Origin of the sequence: Domibacillus aminovorans, assembly GCF_001643235.1 — a bacterium.
GTDB lineage: Bacteria > Bacillota > Bacilli > Bacillales > Domibacillaceae > Domibacillus > Domibacillus aminovorans.
In genome coordinates this window covers 24,594-47,098 of sequence record NZ_LQWY01000031.1, presented here as the reverse complement: position 1 = coordinate 47,098, position 22,505 = coordinate 24,594, and the positions used below count along the sequence as shown (strand labels likewise).

General features: G+C 41.6%; 24 protein-coding genes. 16 read left to right on the top strand and 8 right to left on the bottom strand.

Annotated features, from left to right (window positions below; all coding sequences use genetic code 11):
- The 3 genes from AWH49_RS11595 to trpA are packed head-to-tail and all read left to right on the top strand — an operon-like array spanning window position 1 to window position 2,601.
- Window positions 1-609, top strand: a complete 609-nt coding sequence (locus AWH49_RS11595; protein WP_063965833.1) for a phosphoribosylanthranilate isomerase — start codon at window positions 1-3, stop codon at window positions 607-609.
- Window position 610: 1 nt separating this feature from the next.
- A complete protein-coding gene (trpB, locus tag AWH49_RS11590) occupies window positions 611-1,819 on the top strand; it encodes a tryptophan synthase subunit beta (RefSeq protein WP_018393403.1) in 1,209 nt (402 codons plus the stop codon).
- Window positions 1,819-2,601: a tryptophan synthase subunit alpha gene (trpA, locus tag AWH49_RS11585; RefSeq protein WP_034290396.1), complete on the top strand. Its 783-nt coding sequence runs from the start codon at window positions 1,819-1,821 to the stop codon at window positions 2,599-2,601. The genes trpB and trpA overlap by 1 nt, the downstream gene beginning before the upstream one ends.
- 51 nt (window positions 2,602-2,652) lie before the next feature.
- Here the strand turns inward: trpA and AWH49_RS11580 are convergent, their stop codons facing one another.
- Window positions 2,653-3,453 (bottom strand): ABC transporter ATP-binding protein, encoded by an 801-nt coding sequence (locus AWH49_RS11580; RefSeq protein WP_244886823.1) that lies wholly within the window; start codon window positions 3,451-3,453, stop codon window positions 2,653-2,655.
- Window positions 3,454-3,673: 220 nt separating this feature from the next.
- On the opposite strand from AWH49_RS11580, the gene AWH49_RS11575 reads away from it, so the two are divergent.
- The 3 genes from AWH49_RS11575 (at window position 3,674) to odhB (ending at window position 8,506) form a co-directional block, all read left to right on the top strand.
- On the top strand, window positions 3,674-3,898 hold the full coding sequence (locus AWH49_RS11575) for a hypothetical protein (RefSeq protein ID WP_034290399.1): 225 nt from the start codon (window positions 3,674-3,676) through the stop codon (window positions 3,896-3,898).
- A 456-nt stretch (window positions 3,899-4,354) separates the two neighbouring features.
- Window positions 4,355-7,180, top strand: a complete 2,826-nt coding sequence (locus AWH49_RS11570) for a 2-oxoglutarate dehydrogenase E1 component (protein ID WP_063965831.1) — start codon at window positions 4,355-4,357, stop codon at window positions 7,178-7,180.
- Between the two features lie 90 nt (window positions 7,181-7,270).
- On the top strand, window positions 7,271-8,506 hold the full coding sequence (gene odhB / locus AWH49_RS11565; RefSeq protein WP_063965830.1) for a 2-oxoglutarate dehydrogenase complex dihydrolipoyllysine-residue succinyltransferase: 1,236 nt from the start codon (window positions 7,271-7,273) through the stop codon (window positions 8,504-8,506).
- 45 nt (window positions 8,507-8,551) lie between these two features.
- Here the strand turns inward: odhB and sda are convergent, their stop codons facing one another.
- A complete protein-coding gene (sda, locus tag AWH49_RS11560; RefSeq protein ID WP_018393397.1) occupies window positions 8,552-8,686 on the bottom strand; it encodes a sporulation histidine kinase inhibitor Sda in 135 nt (44 codons plus the stop codon).
- Window positions 8,687-8,878: 192 nt separating this feature from the next.
- Between sda and AWH49_RS11555 the strand changes: the two genes are divergently transcribed.
- From AWH49_RS11555 to coaD, 5 genes are all read left to right on the top strand, one after another.
- Window positions 8,879-10,318, top strand: a complete 1,440-nt coding sequence (locus AWH49_RS11555) for a bifunctional ADP-dependent NAD(P)H-hydrate dehydratase/NAD(P)H-hydrate epimerase (protein WP_063965829.1) — start codon at window positions 8,879-8,881, stop codon at window positions 10,316-10,318.
- A 2-nt stretch (window positions 10,319-10,320) separates the two neighbouring features.
- Window positions 10,321-10,527: a DUF6501 family protein gene (locus AWH49_RS11550; RefSeq protein WP_063965828.1), complete on the top strand. Its 207-nt coding sequence runs from the start codon at window positions 10,321-10,323 to the stop codon at window positions 10,525-10,527.
- 31 nt (window positions 10,528-10,558) lie between these two features.
- A complete protein-coding gene (locus tag AWH49_RS11545; protein ID WP_051928013.1) occupies window positions 10,559-10,975 on the top strand; it encodes a Rok-like winged helix domain-containing protein in 417 nt (138 codons plus the stop codon).
- Between the two features lie 323 nt (window positions 10,976-11,298).
- Window positions 11,299-11,424: an IDEAL domain-containing protein gene (locus tag AWH49_RS20040; protein ID WP_152333498.1), complete on the top strand. Its 126-nt coding sequence runs from the start codon at window positions 11,299-11,301 to the stop codon at window positions 11,422-11,424.
- A 201-nt stretch (window positions 11,425-11,625) separates the two neighbouring features.
- Complete coding sequence (gene coaD / locus AWH49_RS11540; RefSeq protein ID WP_018393391.1) at window positions 11,626-12,108, top strand: pantetheine-phosphate adenylyltransferase; 483 nt, start codon at window positions 11,626-11,628, stop codon at window positions 12,106-12,108.
- Window positions 12,109-12,209: 101 nt separating this feature from the next.
- Here coaD and AWH49_RS11535 read toward each other — a convergent pair whose 3' ends face one another.
- Together AWH49_RS11535 and AWH49_RS11530 are read right to left on the bottom strand one after the other, a co-directional pair.
- On the bottom strand, window positions 12,210-12,713 hold the full coding sequence (locus tag AWH49_RS11535; protein ID WP_063965827.1) for a MerR family transcriptional regulator: 504 nt from the start codon (window positions 12,711-12,713) through the stop codon (window positions 12,210-12,212).
- Window positions 12,714-13,013: 300 nt separating this feature from the next.
- Window positions 13,014-13,298: a hypothetical protein gene (locus AWH49_RS11530; protein WP_034290409.1), complete on the bottom strand. Its 285-nt coding sequence runs from the start codon at window positions 13,296-13,298 to the stop codon at window positions 13,014-13,016.
- A gap of 236 nt (window positions 13,299-13,534) precedes the next feature.
- Here AWH49_RS11530 and AWH49_RS11525 point away from each other — a divergent pair, with 236 nt between their 5' ends.
- Window positions 13,535-14,407 (top strand): ATP-binding protein, encoded by an 873-nt coding sequence (locus AWH49_RS11525; RefSeq protein WP_082862803.1) that lies wholly within the window; start codon window positions 13,535-13,537, stop codon window positions 14,405-14,407.
- 1 nt (window position 14,408) lies between these two features.
- Window positions 14,409-16,292, top strand: a complete 1,884-nt coding sequence (locus tag AWH49_RS11520; RefSeq protein WP_063965826.1) for a vWA domain-containing protein — start codon at window positions 14,409-14,411, stop codon at window positions 16,290-16,292.
- Window positions 16,293-16,337: 45 nt separating this feature from the next.
- Here the strand turns inward: AWH49_RS11520 and AWH49_RS11515 are convergent, their stop codons facing one another.
- The 3 genes from AWH49_RS11515 to yidC all read right to left on the bottom strand — a co-directional run bounded on the left by AWH49_RS11515 (window position 16,338) and on the right by yidC (window position 19,098).
- Window positions 16,338-17,519, bottom strand: coding sequence for a toxic anion resistance protein (locus AWH49_RS11515; protein ID WP_063965825.1), 1,182 nt, complete (start codon window positions 17,517-17,519; stop codon window positions 16,338-16,340).
- Window positions 17,464-18,156, bottom strand: coding sequence for a 5-bromo-4-chloroindolyl phosphate hydrolysis family protein (locus AWH49_RS11510; RefSeq protein ID WP_063965824.1), 693 nt, complete (start codon window positions 18,154-18,156; stop codon window positions 17,464-17,466). Before AWH49_RS11510 ends, AWH49_RS11515 begins: the two co-directional genes overlap by 56 nt.
- Window positions 18,157-18,336: 180 nt before the next feature.
- The gene (yidC, locus tag AWH49_RS11505) at window positions 18,337-19,098 is read right to left on the bottom strand and encodes a membrane protein insertase YidC (RefSeq protein WP_063965823.1); all 762 of its coding nucleotides are present in this window, start codon (window positions 19,096-19,098) and stop codon (window positions 18,337-18,339) included.
- Between the two features lie 180 nt (window positions 19,099-19,278).
- Here yidC and bioB point away from each other — a divergent pair, with 180 nt between their 5' ends.
- From bioB to AWH49_RS11490, 3 genes are all read left to right on the top strand, one after another.
- On the top strand, window positions 19,279-20,277 hold the full coding sequence (gene bioB / locus AWH49_RS11500; RefSeq protein ID WP_063965822.1) for a biotin synthase BioB: 999 nt from the start codon (window positions 19,279-19,281) through the stop codon (window positions 20,275-20,277).
- A 75-nt stretch (window positions 20,278-20,352) separates the two neighbouring features.
- Window positions 20,353-20,751: an FAS1-like dehydratase domain-containing protein gene (locus AWH49_RS11495; RefSeq protein ID WP_063965821.1), complete on the top strand. Its 399-nt coding sequence runs from the start codon at window positions 20,353-20,355 to the stop codon at window positions 20,749-20,751.
- A complete protein-coding gene (locus AWH49_RS11490; protein WP_063965820.1) occupies window positions 20,744-21,094 on the top strand; it encodes a MaoC family dehydratase in 351 nt (116 codons plus the stop codon). The genes AWH49_RS11495 and AWH49_RS11490 overlap by 8 nt, the downstream gene beginning before the upstream one ends.
- Window positions 21,095-21,130: 36 nt before the next feature.
- Here the strand turns inward: AWH49_RS11490 and AWH49_RS11485 are convergent, their stop codons facing one another.
- Entirely contained in the window at window positions 21,131-22,489 is a 1,359-nt protein-coding gene (locus AWH49_RS11485; protein WP_280512827.1) for a TrkH family potassium uptake protein, read from the bottom strand.
- Window positions 22,490-22,505: the final 16 nt, after the last annotated feature.

The following is a 22,505-nucleotide window of genomic DNA, read 5'->3' as shown; positions in this document are numbered from 1 at the left end:
ATGAACGTTAAAATTTGTGGAATTACATCGTTTGAAGCAGCGAGTTGGGCACGTGAGGCTGGTGCTGACATGATTGGATTTGTTTTTGCCAACAGCAGCCGGCGCATTCCAGCTGAATTGGCCCGCGAGATCGGCGAAGCTGTCGGCCCAAACGTAAAAAAAGTCGGCGTGTTCGTCAATGAAGAGTCCGGTGTAATTTGTGATATTGTGAAAACAGCCGGTCTTGATTATGTACAGCTTCACGGTGATGAAACAGCTGAATTTGCTGAAAATATGCCGGTTCCAGTTATAAAAGCTTTTTCAGTAAAAGAAAACATTCCGTACAAAGAAATGTTTGCCTACCCGGCCAAGTATATTTTAATTGACAGTCCGCCGGCTCGCTTTCGTGGAGGCAGCGGCCAAGTATTTGACTGGTCACTTCTTGAAAATCCGGATGTTGATAAAAACCGTCTCATTTTGGCAGGAGGTCTCTCACCTGATAATATAGAAGAAGCTGTGCAGTCCGTTCAGCCATTTGCGGTGGATATTTCAAGCGGTGTCGAAACGGACGGTCGGAAAGATGAAACGAAAGTGTTTCAATTTGTACAGCGTGCGAAAGGAGCAAATTAAATTGAGTAATGTATATAACCAGCCGGATGCTAAAGGGCATTACGGTGAATACGGCGGCCGTTACGTGCCGGAAACACTTATGCGGGCCGTTAAAGAACTAGAAGAAGCATACGAGTCAGCGATGGTCGATGAATCATTTCTAGCTGAATTAAATCATTATTTAACCGATTATGTCGGTCGTGAAAATCCGCTTTACTTTGCAGAAAACTTAACAAAAGAAGCCGGCGGTGCGAAAATTTATTTGAAGCGCGAAGACTTGAATCATACAGGCGCTCATAAAATTAATAATACGATTGGACAAGCGCTTCTTACCGTTCGTATGGGCAAACGAAAAGTCGTGGCTGAAACAGGTGCTGGACAGCATGGTGTGGCTACAGCTACTGTCTGCGCATTGTTGAATCTGGACTGTGTTATTTTTATGGGGGAAGAAGATATTCGCCGCCAGGAATTAAATGTGTTCCGGATGGAGCTGCTCGGTGCGCGCGTTGAAAGTGTCTCGCAAGGAAGCGGCACACTAAAAGATGCGGTAAATGAAGCACTTCGCTACTGGGTAACAAATGTGGAAGATACTCATTATATTATGGGTTCGGTGCTTGGTCCGCATCCATTCCCGCAAATTGTCCGCGATTTTCAAGCTGTAATTGGCAATGAAACGAAACGGCAGCTGCAGGAAAAAGAAGGTCGTCTTCCTGATGCCGTTGTGGCTTGTATTGGTGGAGGCAGCAACGCGATGGGGATGTTTTATCCATTTATTGAAGATGAATCGGTCAAAATGTACGGTGTAGAAGCATCCGGAAGCGGCGTAGATACAGATAAACATGCGGCCTCGATGACGATGGGCAGTGTTGGTGTGCTGCACGGCAGTAAAATGTATTTGCTGCAGGACGAAGCAGGACAAATTCAAGAAGCGCATTCCATTTCTGCTGGTCTTGATTATCCAGGCGTTGGTCCAGAACATAGCTTTTTAAAAGACTCAGGTCGTGTCATTTATGAACATATTACGGATGAAGAAGCGCTTGAAGGCTTTAAAATGCTGACTAAAACAGAAGGTATTATACCAGCGCTTGAAAGCTCTCATGCAATCGCGTATGCGCTGAAACTCGCAAAAACGATGAAAGAAGACGAGATTATCGCGATTTGTCTGTCAGGGCGCGGTGATAAAGACGTTGCACAAATTAAAGAACGTTTTGAAAGAGAGGGCCAAAAATAATGACGAAGTATAAAATGGCCGCAACGTTTGCACGTGTAAAGGAAGAAGACAAAAAAGTATTTACGGCTTACATCATGGCTGGTGACGGCGGCCTTCATACGTTGAAAGAAACGATTTTATTGTTAGAAGACGCAGGTGTAACAGTCGTTGAACTCGGTATTCCATTTTCCGATCCCGTGGCTGACGGTCCGGTCATTCAAGAAGCCGGAAAACGGGCACTTGCTGAAAAAGTAACATTACAAGGAGTACTTGCTGAACTCGCGTCGTTTAAAGACGACATTTCCATTCCAGTCGTCATTATGACATACGCAAACCCGGTATTTAAACTCGGTGCAGAAACCTTTGCTGATCAATGTGCAGCAGCTGGTGTGTCTGGCGTCATTATTCCCGATGTGCCAATAGAGGAAGAAACAGAGTTTAAAGAATCATTGACAAAACATGACATCGCGCTCATTCGCTTCGTCACGCTCACAAGTTCTGATGAACGAATTGATGAAACCGTTGATGGAGCAGAAGGATTTATTTATGCGGTAACAGTAAACGGCATCACTGGCGCACGTGCAGGATTTGCTGGAGATCTGTCCGCTCACCTTGCCCGTATTACAGAAAAGAGCCCTGTACCGGTTCTCGCAGGATTCGGTGTATCCTCTAAAGAACAGGCTGAAACACTTGGTACTGCATGTGACGGCGTGATTGTTGGCAGTAAAATCGTCTCGCTTCTTCATGAAGGACGGGGCCATGAGATTAAAGAGTTAGTGCCGGGTAAAATCGGCGTGAAATAATAGAAAAGCTGTCCGGAGCCTGTTCCCCGGACAGCTTTTCTATTTAGCAGACTATGATTTTTTCACTACTTGCAGCCAGCTCCGGCCGCCGCGCGACTCTACTTCAACCGGTAAACCAAAAGCATCGCTCAAAATATCATTCGTCAACACATCTTTTTTCGGTCCTGCCGCGATCATGATTCCATCTTTTATGACCGCAACATGTGTAATAGCTGGGATAATTTCTTCAATGTGATGCGTCACGTAAAGCAGTACCGTTTCATTTTTTAGCGCTTGTTCCTGCAGCGATTCAAGTAAATCTTCACGCGCCCGTACGTCGAGACCGGAACATGGCTCATCCAAAATCATCGCGTCAGGCTGTGCCATAAATGCCCGGGCAATTAAGACACGGCGCTGTTCTCCTTGGGATAAAAATCGGTACGGCTGATCAGCTAGATACGTAATATGAAACTCTTTGAGCAGCTGTTCTGCTTTTTTCCAATCTTCGTCAGTCGTCTGCTCATAAATACCGATCGAATTAAATTTGCCGCTGACAATAATTTCGTGTGCCGTTTCCTGATCCAGTGTAGACAAAAAACGATTTAACGTATTCCCGACAAAACCAAGCCGTTTCTTTATGTATTCCCAGTTATATTTCCCATATTGGTGCCCAAATACATGGATCGTGCCGCTCGTCGGAAATTCATAGCCGCCCATCATATTTAACATTGTTGATTTACCTGAACCGTTCAATCCAAGCACAGCCCAATGTTCGCCCGCATTCACAATCCAGTTCACATCATCTAAAATGACTCGTTTTTCCCGCAAAAAACGTACATGTTCATATGAAATTATTTTAGACAAACTTATCACTCCTTTATTTAATAGTATCAGAAAAAAACGCGAAAAATACAATATAGGATATTCAACGACGTACATATTCCACAAGATATAGTTCCTTATGGTTTAGAAAAGTGTACGTGAGCGGAATAGAAAAAAAGCGAAATTCAAGATAGCCAAAAATTACACGTTTACTTTTGGCGGCGTGAAAAAGATAATATTATAGGGGAAATAGAATAAGAGGAGGGATAATATGTACGGGGAAGTTGAAACATTTTTACGCCCAGTGGAAGTACAAGAAGGAATGAAGACGGTAATCTATTGCTGGGAAATTAAGGTTGCTGAGGTGAATAGAAAAATTTATGTATCAGCAACAGAACAAACGTCTAAACAATCTATACCTTGGCAGCTAAGCAGTAAATATTCGGTTGAAGAGGCAGTGATTGAGTTAGCTGAAGTTTGTGATCAAAAGATTTAATCACCAGCAGATTACATGTAAGCATCCTTTAAAGGGATGCTTTTTTAAATAAAATCTAAAAATGAAAAAACTTTTCACTTACTGGTTTACATAAGGCTTTACTAATAGAAAAGGTTCATTCTATAACGACAATATGTTTCTTTTTAAGGTCGAAAAACCGCATAACAGCGGGATTTTAAGCAATTTGAAAAAAGATAAAAGTTAATTAAAGAAATTTATAAAAAAGCATTGGTTTTTAGATGGAACAGTAGTAAGATGATACTTGAAAAAGGCAACATCCAGGATGCTGGATGGTCTATTCAAGTAAGAAGGCCTTTTTCTTTCTCAAGACGTTTTTCCATGTTAGACTTATGGTGTAAGCGTTTTAGGATTTATGTGTACATATTTATACGAAGAAAGTATAAAAAATAACGAAAAAGAAAATCAAATGGGCGAAACAGTTGGAGGTTTTTCAGAATGAACATGCAGAATGGCCAGGGAAATCCATGGAAAGATTTTTCCGGACCGAACCTAGGATACGTAATGGAAGTGTATGAACATTACTTAACTGATCCTGACGCAGTGGATCAAGAATTGAGACAGTTGTTTGATCAATGGGGAGCACCTGTATCTCTGGCTGGCAGTGCATCGCCATCCGCAGCAGCAACATCACCGGGTGATCTTGATAAGTTGTATGGAGCCATAAAGCTAGCTGATGGTATTCGTATTCACGGACACCTTGCAGCAGATATTAATCCGCTTGATGGCAGCCGTAAAGATACGCGCCGGATTGACCTTGAGACATATGGGTTAACAGAAGCGGATCTACGTGCTATTCCGGTTCAATACATTTGCAAAGGTGCACCATCTCATATACAAGACGGATATGAGGCGATTATGCATTTGAAGAAAGTATACACGGATAAAGTAGCCTTTGAATTCGCACAAGTACATGATCTCGAAGAAAAACAATGGCTTCGTCAGCAAATTGAATCAACCGATTATTATCCGACATTTTCAGATGATCATAAAAAAGCGCTTTTGAAACGACTAACGGAAGTAGAAGGATTTGAAAAATTCATTCATAAAACATTTGTTGGTCAAAAACGCTTTTCAATCGAAGGATTAGATGCGATGGTTCTACTTCTCGATGAACTCGTTCATCACTCTGCTGTAAAAGGTGCACAAACGATTAACATCGGTATGGCCCATCGTGGACGTCTGAACGTTCTCGCGCACATTCTCGGCAAACCATATGAAATGATTTTCGCTGAATTCGCACATGCACCGAATAAAAAAATGCTTCCACTTGGTTCAATGAAAATGAATTACTACGGCTGGACAGGGGATGTAAAATATCATCTCGGTGCGGACCGCAGCTATAAAGAAGAAGATACATCAACAGCACGCATTACGCTTGCTAATAACCCGAGTCATCTTGAAGTTGTCAGTCCCATTGTAGCTGGATACACAAGAGCGGCGCAGGAAGACCGGACAAATAAAGGAAAACCGGATCTTGATGTGTCAAAAGCAATGTCGATTATTATCCACGGTGACGCTGCATTCCCAGGTCAGGGAATTGTCGGTGAAACGTTTAACATGAGTCAGATTAACGGTTACAAAACAGGTGGATCCATTCACATCATTTCAAATAACATGATTGGGTTTACGACTGAATCGTATGATTCCCGCTCAACACGTTATGCATCAGACGTGGCGAAAGGTTTCGAAGTGCCGATCGTTCATGTGAATGCAGATGATCCAGAAGCATGTGTGGCAGCTGCTTTTATGGCAGTTGATTATCGCTCACGTTTTGCTAAAGATTTTGTGATTGATTTAATCGGCTACCGTCGCTTCGGGCATAATGAAACAGACGAACCGATGACAACGAATCCAAAAATGTACCAGATGATTCGTAATCATAAAACCGTTCGTGAGTTGTATGCGAATAAACTTGTCGATCGTGGTGTCATTGATGCAGGTTATGCAGAGAAAGTGTATAGTGAAAATGAACAAAAGCTGAAAGATTTGTTTGAAACCGTTCCGAAAACAGACGACAATCCAGATATCGTGATGAATCCGCCGAAAGTCGTTGAACAGGATCTACCTTGCAACAAAACAGGCGTGAGTGAAGACGACCTAAAAATCATTAATCAGGAACTTTTGACGTGGCCGGAAGGATTTCAGCCATTCAAAAAGCTTGAACGTATTTTGAAACGTCGCGAGCATCTATTTGAAGAAGATGGTCATATTGATTGGGGACATGCTGAAACACTCGCGTTTGCATCAATTTTAAAAGAAGGCACCCCAATCAGACTGACTGGTCAGGATTCACAGCGCGGTACATTTGCGCATAGAAACCTCGTATTGCATGATGAAAACAGCGGAGCAGAATACTTACCGCTTCATGGGTTAAGCAACACGAATTCGTCATTTGATGTCATTAACTCGCCGCTTACAGAAACAGCTGTTGTCGGTTTTGAATATGGCTATAACGTATTCTCTCCTGAAACACTTGTTCTTTGGGAAGCACAGTTCGGTGACTTTGCGAATATGGCACAAGTAATGTTTGACCAGTTCGTCGCATCTGGACGAGCGAAATGGGGTCAAAAGTCAGGTCTTGTTATGCTTCTGCCGCATGGTTATGAAGGCCAAGGACCGGAGCATTCAAGTGCTCGGATGGAGCGATTCTTGCAGTTAGCAGGAGAAAATAACTGGACGGTGGCAAACTTATCATCAACAGCGCAATATTTCCATATTTTGCGCCGTCAAGCTTCAATTCTACAAAAAGAAGAAGTACGTCCGCTCGTCATCATGACGCCGAAAAGCTTGCTTCGTCATCCGCTTGCAGCATCAAAAGCATCGGAATTCTCTGATGGTATATTTAAACTTATTGTAGAAGAACCGAGAACAGGAAGCAATCCTAAGAAAGTCAAACGTCTCGTTCTTTGCAGCGGTAAAGTGTCAATCGACCTTGCCGAGCAAATTGACAAGACAGAGGACAATTTAGACTGGCTTCATGTCTTACGTGTAGAGGAATTGTATCCATTCCCGAAAAATGAGATTGTTGGTATTTTAGAACAATTCCCAAATGTTAATGAAATCATCTGGCTGCAGGAAGAACCACAAAACATGGGTGCATGGACATATATGGATCCAAGACTGCGTGATGTAGCTCCTGATGGCACGTCTGTCCGTTACGTGGGCCGCCGCCGCCGTTCAAGCTCTTCTGAAGGGGATGCCATTGTCCACAAAAAAGAACAGGCACGTCTGTTGCGTGCTGCCATGACGAAAGAACAGTAACAACAAAAATCCCGCAGCCGGTTTAAGCCCGGCTGCAGCTAGTACATAATAAGAAAATGATCATGAATGACGACAAGGAGGATTTTTAACGTGGCAGAAATTAGAGTTCCTGAACTGGCAGAATCAATTACAGAAGGTACGATTGCACAGTGGTTAAAACAACCCGGTGATTATGTGGAAAAAGGCGAATACATCGTTGAACTCGAAACAGATAAAGTAAACGTCGAAGTGATTTCAGAAGAAGCGGGAACGATCAAAGAACTACAGGCGGCAGAAGGCGATACGGTTAAAGTAGGTCAAGTCATTGCTATTGTAGAAGCGGGCGCAGCAAGTACTGCACAGGCTCAAAAGGCTCCAGCAGCGGAAGCAGCGCCGAAAGCAGAAGAGAAAGAAGTACAAGCGGAACCGGCTAAAGAAGATCCGAATAACCGGACGGTTGCTTCACCAGCAGCACGTAAATTAGCACGTGAAAAGGGAATTGACTTATCTGCAGTTAAACCAGCTGATCCGCTAGGACGCGTCCGTGTTCAAGATGTAGAGACGCATCAAGATGTACCTACGTCTCCAGCCGCAGCCCCACAAAAAGCACCTGTAGCAGCGGCACCTGTGAAAAAACAGGATGATGGGAAACCGGTTGAGCGCGAGCGTATGAGCCGCCGCCGTCAAACGATTGCTAAACGTCTTGTTGAGGTACAGCAAACAGCTGCGATGCTGACAACGTTTAACGAAATTGACATGACGAATATTATGGATCTTCGCAAACGTAAAAAAGATAAATTCTTTGATGACCATGATGTGCGTCTTGGTTTCATGTCATTCTTCACAAAAGCGGTTGTGGCAGGATTGAAAAAATATCCGTATGTCAACGCTGAAATCGATGGCAATGAAGTCCTGTTGAAAAAGTTCTATGATATCGGTATTGCCGTATCAACAGATGACGGTCTTGTCGTACCGGTTGTCCGTGATTGCGACCGCAAAAACTTCTCTGAAATCGAAGGATCTATTATGGATATGGCTTTAAAAGCACGTGATAATAAACTGGCGCTTGCTGATTTGCAGGGCGGTACGTTTACGATCACAAATGGCGGTGTTTTCGGATCTCTTCTATCAACACCCATTTTGAACGGTTCACAGGTCGGTATTCTCGGCATGCATACGATTCAAAAGCGTCCGGTTGCGATTGGCGATTCCATTGAAATTCGTCCGATGATGTACGTGGCACTTTCTTATGACCACCGCATCATTGATGGAAAAGAAGCAGTCAGCTTTTTGAAAATGGTGAAAGAATTAATTGAAAATCCTGAAGATCTTCTTTTAGAAGGATAAGTAATACAAAAATCCCGCGGCTATTAGCAGCCGCGGGATTTTTTATTATTTTTCATTTTTAGGTGATAATCCGCGTTTTCTCACTTCAATTTTCAATGCATTGATCCATTCCTTGTCATCTCGATTGTTCAATGCATCCCGATAAGCAGCCACCAACAGTTCATTGCTCATAATCTTCATTCGTTTATGACCTCCTCTGAGTGGTATTAAAATAAAGATATATATCTTTATTTTCTGATTATTATACTAGCAATCAATCAATCTAAATGCAAACAATAAACAAAAATCTAATAAAAACGATATAATATTCCCAATTTATATTATCTTTTTTAAAAAAATTGTAATAAAATCATGAAAAAGGGGGGCTATTTGTTGTATATTTATAAGAGCAGTGAGATAAAAAAGGCTGACAGATGTGCAGAAGAGCAGGGGATGACGGCTTTTACGTTGATGGAGCTTTCAGGAATTGGCCTTTTCAACGCTATAAAACAGGATTTGAATATACATAAACATCAATTTACCATTATAGCAGGCAAAGGAAACAATGGAGGAGATGGCATTGTGCTTGCCCGTTATCTTCAAATAGCTGGTGTGCCATGTAGCCTTTTCTTTCCGTTGGGACTTCCGGTATCCGCAGCATCAAAAGCTCACTTTGACTATTATTCGTCACTTGGTTTTTCAGCATCGACAAATTTACCGGATCAATCAGGTTCGATTCTCGTTGACAGTTTGTTCGGTATAGGGATTAAGCTCCCGCTTCGGGAAAATGTTCAACGTGTGACGGACTGGATGAATAGACAGACAGCGATGAAGGTGGCGATTGATTTACCAACGGGTGCAGCATCAGATGATGGCGATTGTGACAAACATGCGTTTAAAGCAGATCGGACGTATTCACTGCATGGATATAAGCCATCCCGTTTTTTGTATCCAGCCGCTTCTTTATATGGTGATACGGAAGTGGTCGAGATCGGGTTGCCACATACATCGAACTGGAAAGTGAGAAGCGCACAGGAAGTGGCTAAATCACTCACATATAGCGGCCAGAATGCTCATAAAGGAACGTTTGGACACGGACTATTAATCGCAGGTGCGAAAGATATGCCAGGCAGTGCATCGCTTGCTGCATCTGGCGCGGTCGCATGTGGTGCTGGAAAATTGACGGTACAGACAGAAAAAGAAGCTATCCCGATTATTGCTTCCCATGTACCGGAAGCGATGTATCAGTTTAACCCGCACATCGAATTAGACCATTCATTTGATGCCATTGCAGCAGGGTGCGGTCGACCATCTGATGACAAGATGGAAATATTGATCGAGGAACTTTTAGCACAAAACAAGCCTGTGATTCTTGATGCAGGTGCGTTGCATCCACGCTCATATACAAAGAAAAAATGTCCGGTCATCGTTACACCACATCCAGGAGAGTTTTCCTGGATGACAGGCAAAGAGACCGTTTATGTTCAGCGTACGCGTATAGCGGCCGCTTCTGCATATGCCGTTGAGCACAATGTCACGGTCGTATTAAAAGGGGAGTATACCGTGACGGCTTTTGCAGATGGCGGCGGCTATGTGAATGTGACAGGCAACGATGGTTTGTCAAAAGGAGGCAGTGGAGATGTGCTGACAGGTCTTATTCTCGCATTGGTGCTCCGAAATAAAAATATAAAAGAAGCGGTGGCCGACGCGGTCTATCTTCATGGTCATTGTGCGGATAGGTGGAAGGAAGCTTATCCGGCACAGACAATGCGTCCATCTTATATTTCGCAATTAATCGCTGAAACTGCAAATGAAATTATAAAGGAGACATGAAAATGATACATGCAAAATGGCATGAAAAAGAAACGATTAAACAAGTAACATGTGTGCATACAAAAGCAGAAAAGTACATGGTTGAAAATGTATTGACAGAAGGCAATGTGTACGATTTGAAAAATGAAACAGATGAATTTTATTTTATTGTTGATAACAAAGGCCGCGTATCCGGGTTTTATAAAGATTATTTTCAAGATGTAAACTAAGTGAACGATCGATTTGTAGGGGGAGAACAAAGTGTTTGATGAACGAATTGCGTTAAAAATTAGACTAGATCAGTTGGCAGATGCGGAAGTTCGGGTGATGCAGGAGTTTAAAAAAGAGAGGGAAGTTATTTTTTCCCGTTTACAGGAGCTTGACAGTGTGGATGAGCCAGATGCTCGTTCGGTCGCTACAATTACAACAATAGGGCTGCCGCCAAGAGCCCGCCGGGGCCGCCGCAGTGAAAGTTTAACTGAACTTCGTAAAACAGCAGTCGTCGTCCTGAAGGAGCAAAATACACCCATTCGGGGCATTGAATTGCAGCGTTTTGTGGAAGAGCGGACAGGCAAAAAAATTGCGAATATGACGACATTTATGAATGGCCTTGAACGTGAAAATGAACGTGTCCGAAAGCTTGGTCGAGGACTGTATATGTACGAATACGATATGTGAACTTATTTTTATTTAAATTTTTATAAACAATGTTTACAGCCCTTTTTCTTAATAAAAAGGGCTGTTTTTGTATTTTGACCATGAAACTTTGTTATGCATGGAATTCATGAAATGGAATTTGTGAATTAAAATGGTTAGATAAGGCACAATACCCTTAGAAAGGGGCGATTGTCATCTATAATACAGGAGATTGGGTTTTTAATAAAAATAATCAAACACGAGGTTTTATCGTAGCATCAACGCATTACGCATCCGTTGTTACTTATGTACGAAATGGGAACTTCTTCGTTACCTCGAATTCGAGTACTCACAATCTTGAGAAATTGGACGAACAACTCAAACCGGATGAATTAATGGAATTAATGGATATGGCACTTGAACTGCGGGATCGAGAATGGTTCCGTGAGCTTGCCGTGCAAATTGGAAAAGCGAAGGAGTGTGCGGAATGAAAGTGGAAATAAAGTCAGTCCTATAAGGGTTCATTAAGCTTCTATTTTTGATATGAAAATACAACAGAACCTAAAAAGGGCTGTGATTTCGAAAAATCATGCCCTTTTTTCAGTGCTCTCTTTTTGTTATTTAATGAGGGATGACAATCATTGAATAACGAATGTTATGTTATTATTAATCTAAAAATGAAGGTGATTTAAATGAAGGCTATATATCCAGGAAGCTTTGATCCGATTACAAATGGACATATTGATATTGTCAATAGAGCAAGTCACTTCTTTGATGAGATTATAGTAGCTGTATTGGTAAATTCTAAGAAACAATCTTTGTTTTCAATTGGAGAGCGAAGTATATTAATTGAAAATGAATTTACTTGTAATGAAAAAGTTAAAGTTGTTACATTTCAAGGGTTGCTTGTTGACTATATGAAAGAAAACAATATCAAAGCAATTATTAAAGGGTTAAGAACTGTTACTGATTATGGATATGAAGCTCAAATGGCATTGATAAATAAACAATTATACAGGGAGGCTGAAACATTTTTTATACATTCAAGTGAAAAATATTCATTTCTAAGTTCCAGTATAGTGAAGAATATCTATTCTCATGATGGTAGTGTATCTGATTATGTACCAAACCACGTTGAAAAGGCATTGAAAGAAAAATTAAAGCAACAATCTTGAGTAAAAATATTGGGCTGTTTTATAGGATTACGTGAGACATCAATGTGAATAATGTGGTTTGTTTTCTCTTGTTCAATTAAAGGGCTCTTTAGTTGAACAAGTCACTTCAATTTCCAAAACAGCAGTTTTTTCTTTTGTTCTGGTTGTTCAGATAGAGCTTTAAAGAGCATACTGTTTGTTCTTCGGACCTCGTGTATGATTACATTAATATGATCCGTATTACGCTTAACCTCTTGTTTTAATTCTGCATTTTCTTTTTTCATAGCGGTAAATTCGTCCATGATGGTAGCCAATAGTTCATTCGATGCGACGTTTTTTTGTACCTCGACGTCAGACATTTCACTTGGAAGTGCCGGTGCCAAGGGTGTAGTACCCATCATTTCAGCTATATCGTTAAGTGGCAATTTTGATGAGGTTCTCAATTCTTTCATACGCATCAGAGTGGCAACGTCTTGCTCAACAAATTGACGAGATCTTTTTGGCTTAGCGATGACGTATCCATGTTTCTCAAGCGCGATACTGTAATTTCGTACAGTACTCTGGGATACACCTAATATCGCAGCCACTTCACTAGTCATATAGGATTTTACAAATTCTTCATCCATAGCAGGAACACCCCGAAAACGTAGATTATTAACTGTCTAATTGCGGTAATTAAACGATCGGATAAATAAAAAGAAAAAAGGACTCAAGCGTGAAAAACACCTGCTCAAGTCCTTTGTGTAAACGATCTTGTCCATATAATTTTATCTTATTTATGCGGCTTTTTCAAGCGGATTTAAAAAAGGACATCACTCGAGGCCACCGTAATGTAAAGAAGGAAAAGAAACGTAGGCACACTATTTGAATTAGGTCAAAGTAGAAACGGAATTGCAAAGCTTCATCTATTCCGGCCAAGGTTTACGTTATTCTCGCCTCACCTTTTTTAAATAGGACAGGATCATTGTTTTTAAAGAAGCATATGCTCCGACTGCCGCATAACCATAAAACCAACCCATAAAAAGCCCAGCAACGAGGTGTCCTCTGTGGCTTACAAAAACAGATAGTAAAAGACCTATGGCGAGCGCTACAGTCGGAACGTATGATTTAGGGACTTTAAAAAAGATTTTTATTAACTGTGTTAGTACCATTATCACAGGAACTGCAATAATGGCGTCCCAAAAATTTGTATGTATTGTAGGGAAATCCATGCTCATCCCACCTTATCGTTTTTCAATTTGAATGATTTTTACCGTAGTATCGTCTGTTTTTTGAAAGTTATCCATGTATGCTTAAAGAACGCCGAGGAAAGAATGCTGCGCCTTGAAAAAGTGGAAACGATTGTACAGGAGAAAGGAGGGCTTTTAAAAGCCGGCTTTTTTGCTTTTATCGCTGAATCAAGTGTATGATGATACTCGCGCAACGACACTCGGAAAGGACGAATATTATGTATATTTCAACATTACCAGAAAAAATTGAACAAATCATAAAAGAACGGAAGCAGCAATTTCAGCAAGATCTTACAGACAATGCGACGAATCAATATGTAGCGCAAGATGCACATTTGTTAACCGACACGGTCATTACATTGGCACTCTGTAAAAATATTTTATTAAAAGGGCCAACAGGTTCTGGTAAGACAAAACTGTCAGAATCACTTGCTGCTTATTTTGGCCAGCCTGTTCACAGTATTAACTGTTCTGTTGATCTTGATGCAGAAGCGATGCTCGGCTTTAAAACGATTATAGAAATTGATGGGAAAAGCCGTATTGATTTTGTGGAAGGCCCGGTTATTCAAGCGATGAAAAAAGGACATTTATTATATATAGATGAAATTAATATGGCAAAACCGGAAACATTGCCGATTTTAAATGGCGTTCTTGATTACCGCCGTCAAATTACGAATCCGTTTACAGGAGAAGTTGTTAAAGCCAAACCGACATTTAGTGTGATTGCAGCTGTCAATGAAGGCTATGCTGGAACGGCGCCTCTTAATGAAGCACTTAAAAACCGATTTGTGACATTTAAGATTCCGTATATTTCTGGTGATGCATTATTCAGCGTATTAAAGCAGGAATCCATTTTGCAGGACGAGCGCTTGATCCATCAATTTGTGTCACTGTCTGCTGATTTAACAACGCTTGTTGAGAGCGGCCGTCTGCCGGAAGAAGCGTCATCTATCCGCGCGCTGGTAGATGCATGTGATCTTGCGCTGTATATTCCACCGATGCGTGCCATCGAAAGTGCGATTGCCGGGAAGCTTGATGATGAGCGAGAACAGGCAGCTGTTAGAAACGTAGCAGAAACGTGGTTCGCATAACGTGGAGCGGTTTATTCAATTTAACGATGAAACGGTCAATTCGGCCTTCTGGATGGAACTGTCGGATCTTGCTGCAGCTATAGCAAATGACACAGATATGAAAGTGGAGTTTGGCCCGCTTGCGTATTTACAATATGAGCCGGCCATTTTATACGTGAGCCATTTTTGGCAGCATCGCGTTAAACACGAAGAGATAGATGGAATGAAGTCAGACGTCTATTTACGTGCGCTCGGAACGAAGTCGTTTACAAATGCAGAAGACATACAGCCTTTTATAGAAAAAAAACAATCATCTTTTGCCCGCCAGTTGTTCGCACTCGCAGAAGATGTACGGATCGAACCGCTCTGTGTTCAATCAAGGCCTGGAACGAAAAGGGCGTTTGAGACGCGGAAGAGCGTCATGAGGCGCTATCATGATGGGCAACTGACCGTTAATATAGCTAAAGGCTTTTATGCAGATGCGGTATATAATGCGCTCTATTTGCTTTGGCAGGCGGATTCTCCCTTTGAATGGCCGCAGATCAGCCCAATCATTGATGGCGCGATTCCGTTTATCGATCGGACAGCTCGCTTATTGTTTGACGCGCAATCAACTGCCGATGTCATTCGTCTTGTCACCGATATTTCAGACGTAATAAATGATCTAGATGTACGTGATATGGTAAATGAATACAGCCACTTGCCGGAATATCAACAAGAAGAGTCAGCTGCCGCTGTTGATCCAGGTAGACGGCGTGACCCTCTTGCAAATGATGATAAGCAAGATGAAAAAGAAAATGAGCAGTTTGATGAACCATTTTCAACGTGGCACCGTGAATCGGAAGAGACGCGCGGCACGTTTATGCAGTTTGATCTAGAACAGGGCGCAAAAACGCCGATGATGGGGAATATGGCGCGTGAAGGCGATGAAGGGGATGCAGTGCTTGCATCCGTGCAAGGACAGTCTAAAAAAGCATCACGTGAACAGTACAACCGATTGCTGGTGGAACGCCGTGCGGCAGCGGAACAGTCTGACGATACCCGGTACGGAAAAGAGAATAAAGGAGCAAAGGCGCTTTTCGAATCTCCACGCGTCCCATCTTATGAAGAGCGCGAACAGTACCGACTGTTAAAAGAAGAGACAGCACCGGCCGTTCGTAAGTTAAAACGGATGATTGAAAAATCGATTGAAAAGAAAAAAACAAGCCCACGTACAAATTTATTGACAGGGCGTCTTGACCGCCATTTAATTCGCTTTTATACAGACAATAATCCACGGCTTTTTTATAAAAAACAGGAGCCGTCACGTGAGATTGACGCCGCTTTTTTCTTGTTGATTGATAGTTCTGCTTCTATGTATGACAAAATGGACGAAGTGAAAAAAAGTACGGTACTCTTTCATGAGACATTAAAATCACTTCGCGTTCCACATGAAATCACGGGTTTTTGGGAAGACACAGCAACATTGTCCGCTGCTGTGAAACCGAATTATTTTTTAACGGTGGTTCCATTTGAACATTCCTATCAATCAGAATCAGGTCCACAAATATGTCAACTTCGATCGGAAGAAGACAACCGGGATGGCTTTGCATTGCGGATCGCGATTGAAAAAATGGAGCGCCGCAGTGAACAGCGGAAGTTTTTAATCGTCTTTTCCGATGGAGAGCCATCCGCTGCCGATTATGATAAAAATGGTGTGCTTGACACACATGAAGCTGTTTTGCTTGCCCGAAAAAAAGGACTGACCGTTTTTAATTTATTTATCGGTGACGAAGCGTTGGACGAAGCCCGTCAGCAAACGATGAAAACGATTTATGGAAACGGCTCGATCATAGTACCTGATGTGTCAGAACTACCCGCTGTCTTAACACCTATTTTGAAAAAATTACTGTTTGAAAGCATTTAGCATGAAAGAAGCCGTTCCAGGAAAAATTCTGGAACGGCTTCTCTATTATTTCAACCGAAGCAGGCGCTGTTTTAAATCGTCTTCCATGACAATCAATTCTTCTTCCGCTGCTTTTCGTTTCGCCCGGCCGTCCTGCTGAATGCGGATCGTTTCTTCAAGCGTTGTAATTAAATTATCCTGCGTTTTTTTCAATGTTTCGATGTCAACGAATCCACGTTCATTTTCTTTCGCGGTTTCAATGGAGTTCACTTTGAGCATTTCTGAGTTTTTCAGAAGCAGTTCATTTGTCGTTTTTGACACTTGTTTTTGCGCTTCAACGGCCTTTTGCTGGCGGACGAGCGTCAATGCAATAGCGATTTGGTTTTTCCAGAGTGGCACGGCAGTCAAGATCGATGACTGAATTTTTTCCGCAAGCGTCTGGTTCGTATTTTGAATGAGACGAATTTGCGGTGCGCTTTGAATCGTAATCTGGCGGCTTAATTTTAAATCATGAAGCCGTTTTTCAAGACGATCAGCAAATTGGATCATATCGTTTACATCTTGAAAATCCATTTGATCACCGGTCCGCTCCGCTTTTTGTCGAAGTTCGGGTATCGTTTTTGTTTCAATTTCTTCGAGCTTTAACTCGCCGGCCGCGATATATATATTAAGTGCTTGAAAATATTCTTTATTTTTATCATATAATTGCTCAAGCATACGTATATCCTCAACAAGTCCACGTTTTGAATGTTCTAATTTCACACCAATCCGATCAATTTGTGAGCCAACTTTCTGATAGCGTGTCATCACTTCTTGTACGGAATCAGATACTTTACCGAACATGCGAGAAAAAATATTTTTCTTTTCGTCACGCAGTTCATCCGGATCAACATTTTTTAAGTTTTTCATGAGTTCATTTAAAATATCGCCGATTGGGCCGATATCTTTCCGCTGTACGTGATCGAGCATGTGATGAGAGAAATCAGATAGTTTCGTTTGAGCGGCTGTTCCGAATGAAAAGACGGCTTGCTGGTTGCCGACATCAATTTGAGCCGCAAGCTGCTCTGCTTTTTGCCGGTGTTCAGCAGGAATTACGTCAACAAGCCGTTTTGATTGTGCAGACGGCGTCGCAGTTGTTTCCGGTGCTGCAATCATATCACCGAACGGATCGGCTAGTAAATCATCTAATAAATCATCTTTTTTTGCGTCTATAGCGGGTGCCGGTTGTGGCTGAAATTCGTTGTTCATTTTCGGGTGCTCCTTCCTTATCTTGTTCAAATGGAATTTCTTGTTTTTTTACTCTTCTTTGAGCAACATCAAGTTCAATGGTCAAATGTTCAATATCACGGGCGAGTACCTGTCTAAGGTCTCCTTCAAGCGTTTTAGATAAATCACCTAATGTTTCTTTCGTCTCAATCAATGATTGTTTTAAGTCTAGTCCTTTTACTTTTTTGCTTGATAAAAGCGCTGATTTTTCTGCCAATTCGACGACTGAATCAAGATGAGAATAAAAGAATGACTCAATTTCGTAAAAGCGTTTCGGCTCTTTTTTGACGACTGAATAAATACGCTTGACGAGGCTGTTTAATTCAATCATTTGCCGGAGTGAGCTTAAACTGCGCACTTTTAAAAATAAATGCTGCAGCCTAGAAAGCTTCAATTTCGCATCTTGCAATTGATCCCGTATATAATAATATTCTTTCCGATTTAATCCGTATTTTTTCTGGATCCGCATATTGCTCAGGTTCGTGTACAACACGAATACAATCGCAAACGAAAGGGCAAACGCGCCGTATGCTAAAAATCCGTCAAACGGACTTGCTGCGAGCAGTGCAGCAATAAGAGAAGCAAGCGAACGCCGGAACCAATAAAAAGAATACCGCATCGTACATCCACTCCATATGTTCATTTCGCTCTAGTGTGAGCGTTTCTATCTATTCTATACGGTTATTTGGAACAAATAGTTTCACTTTTTCTATGAAAAAAGTACTTTCATTTACTGTACAAAAAAATAGGTTTTTATACAACAAAAAGACGCCTTGATTACGCAAGGCATCCTAGGTCGTTACTTTGTTGCATTTTCAACGGGTGGGTGTGTTTGGTAATATTTACGTCCGAGCCATGATTGGAAGATTAAAATTAATCCACTAACCGCCCAGTAAATAGGCAATGCGGCGGGAGCGGAAACGGAAAAAATTAAAATCATGACTGGTGATAGCAAACCGATGAATTTCATTTGTTGCTGCTGTTCAGCAGGCATTGTCTGCATGGAAACTCTAAATTGAACATAATATATAATTCCAGCAATAATGGCCATCGCAATATCCGGATTTCCGAGGCGGAACCATAAAAATTCATGAGATCGAATATCTGGTGAAATAGTAATGCCATAATACAGCCCCATCCAGATAGGTGTTTGAAGAAGCATAGGCAAGCAACCCATCGCCATCGGGTTAATATCGTGCTCTTTGTACAGCCCCATCATTTCCATTTGAATTTTACGCTGTTCTTCCGGATTTTTTTCTGCTTTCAAGCGGTCTTGAATGGCTGTCATTTTCGGTTTTACGACTTCCATTTTTTGACGCATCACCGCTTGCTTTTTCATTGAATTTAGCATGAGCGGCATTAAAATCAATCGAACGACAATCGTAATCACAATAATAGCTAAACCGTAACTGCCGAGCATTTCGCCAAGGGCGTGAATGAGTTTGACGAATGGATTGACTAAATAGTCATGAAAAAAATGACCTTCCGTCTGCGCACTTTGACAGCCCGATAACACGATAGCTGATAATAAAGTGAGCGCGAGTAATAATTGTTTTTTCAAATTGATTTTCCTCCTGCGCCTGAAATCAGGCAAGTTGCTTTAGACAAAAAAAGTATACTCTATTTTATCAATGAAAACAATGAACTAGCAAAACGATTATTGTTAACTTAATTTATATTTTGGTTGACAATAAAGATTCTTTTCCTTTAATCTGGCAGTAGAGGAAAAGGAGTGAGGAAGATGTCGAAATGGAGTAGTTTGGCGGAAAAGGTGTTAACTGGGGGTGAATGTTCAAATGAGGAAGCGATGTCCATTTTAAAGTGCCCAGATGAAGAATTATTGCTTCTATTGGATGGTGCATATAAAATTCGCCGTCATTACTATGGGAACAAAGTGAAGTTAAACATGATCGTCAATACGAAATCGGGACTTTGCCCAGAAGACTGCGGCTATTGTTCGCAATCGGTTCGTTCAAGTGCGCCAATTGAAAAGTATCGGATGATGGAAAAAGAGCAGATTGTCTCAGCCGCTGAAAAAGCCTATTCACTTGGTGCTGGCACTTATTGCATTGTTGCGAGCGGACGCGGACCATCGAAAAAAGAAATCGAAACGGTTGTTGGTGCAGTGGAAGAAATAAAAGAAAAATATCCGATGCGTATTTGTGCATGTTTAGGACTGTTAAAGCCAGATCAGGCAAATCAGCTAAAAGCAGCAGGAGTAGACCGGTACAATCATAATATTAATACATCAAAAGATCATCACGCGGCGATCACCACGACTCATACATATGATGATCGGACAGAAACAGTCGAATATGTGAAAGAGAGCGGTATGTCTCCATGTTCCGGTGTCATTATCGGCATGGGAGAAACAAAGGAAGACGTCGTGACGATGGCAAAAAGTTTGCGCGCGCTCGATGCGGATTCGATTCCAGTCAATTTTTTGCATGCGATTCCAGGCACAATTCTTGAAAATGCAGCACCGTTAACACCTGCGTATTGTTTAAAAGTGCTCGCTTTATTCCGTTTTATTAATCCATCTAAAGAAATTCGTATTTCCGGCGGGCGCGAAGTGAATTTACGTTCGTTGCAGCCGCTCGGTTTATATGCAGCCAATTCGATTTTTCTCGGCAATTATTTGACAACAGAAGGACAATCGACAACGGCTGACCATAAAATGATCGAAGAAATGGGCTTTGTTGTTGAAACGGCACAAGAACAGACACCTGTGATAGGATAATAGAAGTGATCCCTCTGCTGGGATCACTTCTGCGTTTTTTATGGTACCATTTTAAAAAGAGAATGGAGGATGAAGATGACGAAGGAAAAGACGGAGCTCTATTGCTACACACACAGGATTGAAGAAAAGCAAGTGCAGGCATTTAAAGAAGCGATTCATCTAAACGATTCCAATAGTGAGATTCCACCGACATATGCGACGGTCATCGATTTTCAAGGGGGCATGTCATTTGAAAAGTTGACAGATTTGCTTACATTTGATCCGTCCTGTGTGCTGCATGGCAGTCAGCAATACGAATACAAACAACCGATATACATAGGTGACAGCATTGAAGCGGTCGTTTTTTTAATCGGGAAAACGACAAAAAGAGGTATGACATTTGCGAAGCTTGAAACGGAATACAAGCGGGACGGCGAAACAGTGATCATTTCCCGATCGACGATTATTGAGCAGAAAGGAGCAACACATGTTTAACCCCATATATATGACGATTACACGTGAACAAATAAAAAAATATGCAGTCGCTTCAGGTGATTTTAATCCAATTCATACGGATCCTGAAGCGGCTAAAAAAGCCGGTTTACCAGAGTGTATTGCTCATGGAATGCTTGTTATGGCCCTTGGGAGCCGTGCTTTAAGCGAATGGGGTATATCTTCATTAGCCACATACGACGCCCGTTTTTTATCGATGACTTATCCGGATGAGCCGCTTGTTTTTAAAGGGAGTTGGGTCGATGAGAAATTAAGAAAAGGCGGGTTGACTGTTGAAAATGCAGCGGGTGAAGTGAAAATGAAAGGCACTTTTATTGCAGGTTAAAATGAGGAAAAGCCGTCGGTGATGACGGCTTTTTTGTTATCCAATTAAAATGCGTTCTTTCGGATAATGGTAGGATTCTTTTATTTCTTTTCCGCGAATAAGGAAAAGAAGTGAAAACAATCCGATACGGCCGATGAACATGAGCACAATTAAAATGATTTTAGCAGGTGTGTCTAAATGGCTGGTAATGCCAAGAGAAGATCCGGTTGTTCCAAAAGCAGATGACACTTCATAAAGAAGCGGCAGCAGTGAAATGTCAGGTTCTAAGTAAGACATAAACATAATGGATAGGCCCCATATAAACGTTCCCGTGACGACAACAACGAATGAACGGTGAACATCGATTGGATGAACTTCGCGATTGAAGATTTTAATCGTATTTTTCCCCCTAGCAAATGTAAACACACTAAGTACGGCAATCGCTACTGTCGTCGTTCGAAGCCCGCCGCCGACACTTGAAGGGGAGGCACCGATAAACATTAAAACGGACAATAAAATGAGCGTTGGTGATGAAAAGTCATTTAAATCCAACGTAGTCAATCCGCCGCTTCGTGACGCAATCGATTGAAACGAAGCATAAAAGAACGATTCATGCCACATTTTATCAAGAAAAAAATGATGGCGTTCAAAGAAAAAGATGCCTGCCGTCCCAATGATGATTAAAATCGCGTGCATCGTTACTGTTATTTTTGTAAATAAACTAAATTGATATTTGCGTGGACCACGGTATGTGATAAAGTCTTTCACTTCAATTAATACGGGGAAGCCGATCGCTCCAAGAACAATTAAAATGGCATTGACAAACTGAACGAAATAATCATTTGCAAATGGAATGAGTGACGCACCCGTAATATCGAACCCGCCATTTGTCGTAGCACTGATTGATCCAAATAGTCCATGTAAAAAGGATTCAGACAATGTCGGATAATATTGTGTGAAATAAATGCCAAGAATGATCGCACCGATCACTTCAATCGTTAAAATGAGCAAAAAGATCTCCCTCATTAATTTCACTAGGCCGTTTAAGTCAATCCGGTTTTGGTCAGCCATAATGAGCTGCCGCTCGCGTATTCCGATTCGTTTTCCAAATAAAATCCATATCATCGAGCTGAATGTCATAATGCCAACGCCGCCGACTTGCAAAATGAGCATGATGAAAAAATAACCAGTCGTACTAAACGTATCGGCCACGCTGACCGGTGATAATCCAGTAACGCTCAGTGCGCTGACGGCAACGAAAACGGCATTGACAAATGTAATGTCGACACCCGGTTTATGTGCGACTGGCAACAGCAGCAAAATACTTGAAAAAATCGCGCCGGTTAAATAGAGAAGAACAATAAATTGGAATGGGGAAAGCTTGAGTGCTTTTTTTGTTTTCATTTTTATTATCATGATTTTACTCCACAGA

Coding starts and splice junctions, on each gene's coding strand:
- AWH49_RS11595 (WP_063965833.1), top strand. CDS start 1: ATGAACGTTAAAATTTGTGGAATTACATCGTTTGAAGCAGCGAGTTGG.
- trpA (WP_034290396.1), top strand. CDS start 1,819: ATGACGAAGTATAAAATGGCCGCAACGTTTGCACGTGTAAAGGAAGAA.
- AWH49_RS11575 (WP_034290399.1), top strand. CDS start 3,674: ATGTACGGGGAAGTTGAAACATTTTTACGCCCAGTGGAAGTACAAGAA.
- AWH49_RS11570 (WP_063965831.1), top strand. CDS start 4,355: ATGAACATGCAGAATGGCCAGGGAAATCCATGGAAAGATTTTTCCGGA.
- sda (WP_018393397.1), bottom strand. CDS start 8,686: ATGAAGATTATGAGCAATGAACTGTTGGTGGCTGCTTATCGGGATGCA.
- AWH49_RS11550 (WP_063965828.1), top strand. CDS start 10,321: ATGATACATGCAAAATGGCATGAAAAAGAAACGATTAAACAAGTAACA.
- coaD (WP_018393391.1), top strand. CDS start 11,626: ATGAAGGCTATATATCCAGGAAGCTTTGATCCGATTACAAATGGACAT.
- AWH49_RS11535 (WP_063965827.1), bottom strand. CDS start 12,713: ATGGATGAAGAATTTGTAAAATCCTATATGACTAGTGAAGTGGCTGCG.
- AWH49_RS11530 (WP_034290409.1), bottom strand. CDS start 13,298: ATGGATTTCCCTACAATACATACAAATTTTTGGGACGCCATTATTGCA.
- AWH49_RS11525 (WP_082862803.1), top strand. CDS start 13,535: ATGTATATTTCAACATTACCAGAAAAAATTGAACAAATCATAAAAGAA.
- AWH49_RS11515 (WP_063965825.1), bottom strand. CDS start 17,519: ATGAACAACGAATTTCAGCCACAACCGGCACCCGCTATAGACGCAAAA.
- AWH49_RS11510 (WP_063965824.1), bottom strand. CDS start 18,156: ATGCGGTATTCTTTTTATTGGTTCCGGCGTTCGCTTGCTTCTCTTATT.
- bioB (WP_063965822.1), top strand. CDS start 19,279: ATGTCGAAATGGAGTAGTTTGGCGGAAAAGGTGTTAACTGGGGGTGAA.
- AWH49_RS11495 (WP_063965821.1), top strand. CDS start 20,353: ATGACGAAGGAAAAGACGGAGCTCTATTGCTACACACACAGGATTGAA.
- AWH49_RS11490 (WP_063965820.1), top strand. CDS start 20,744: ATGTTTAACCCCATATATATGACGATTACACGTGAACAAATAAAAAAA.
- AWH49_RS11485 (WP_280512827.1), bottom strand. CDS start 22,489: ATGATAATAAAAATGAAAACAAAAAAAGCACTCAAGCTTTCCCCATTC.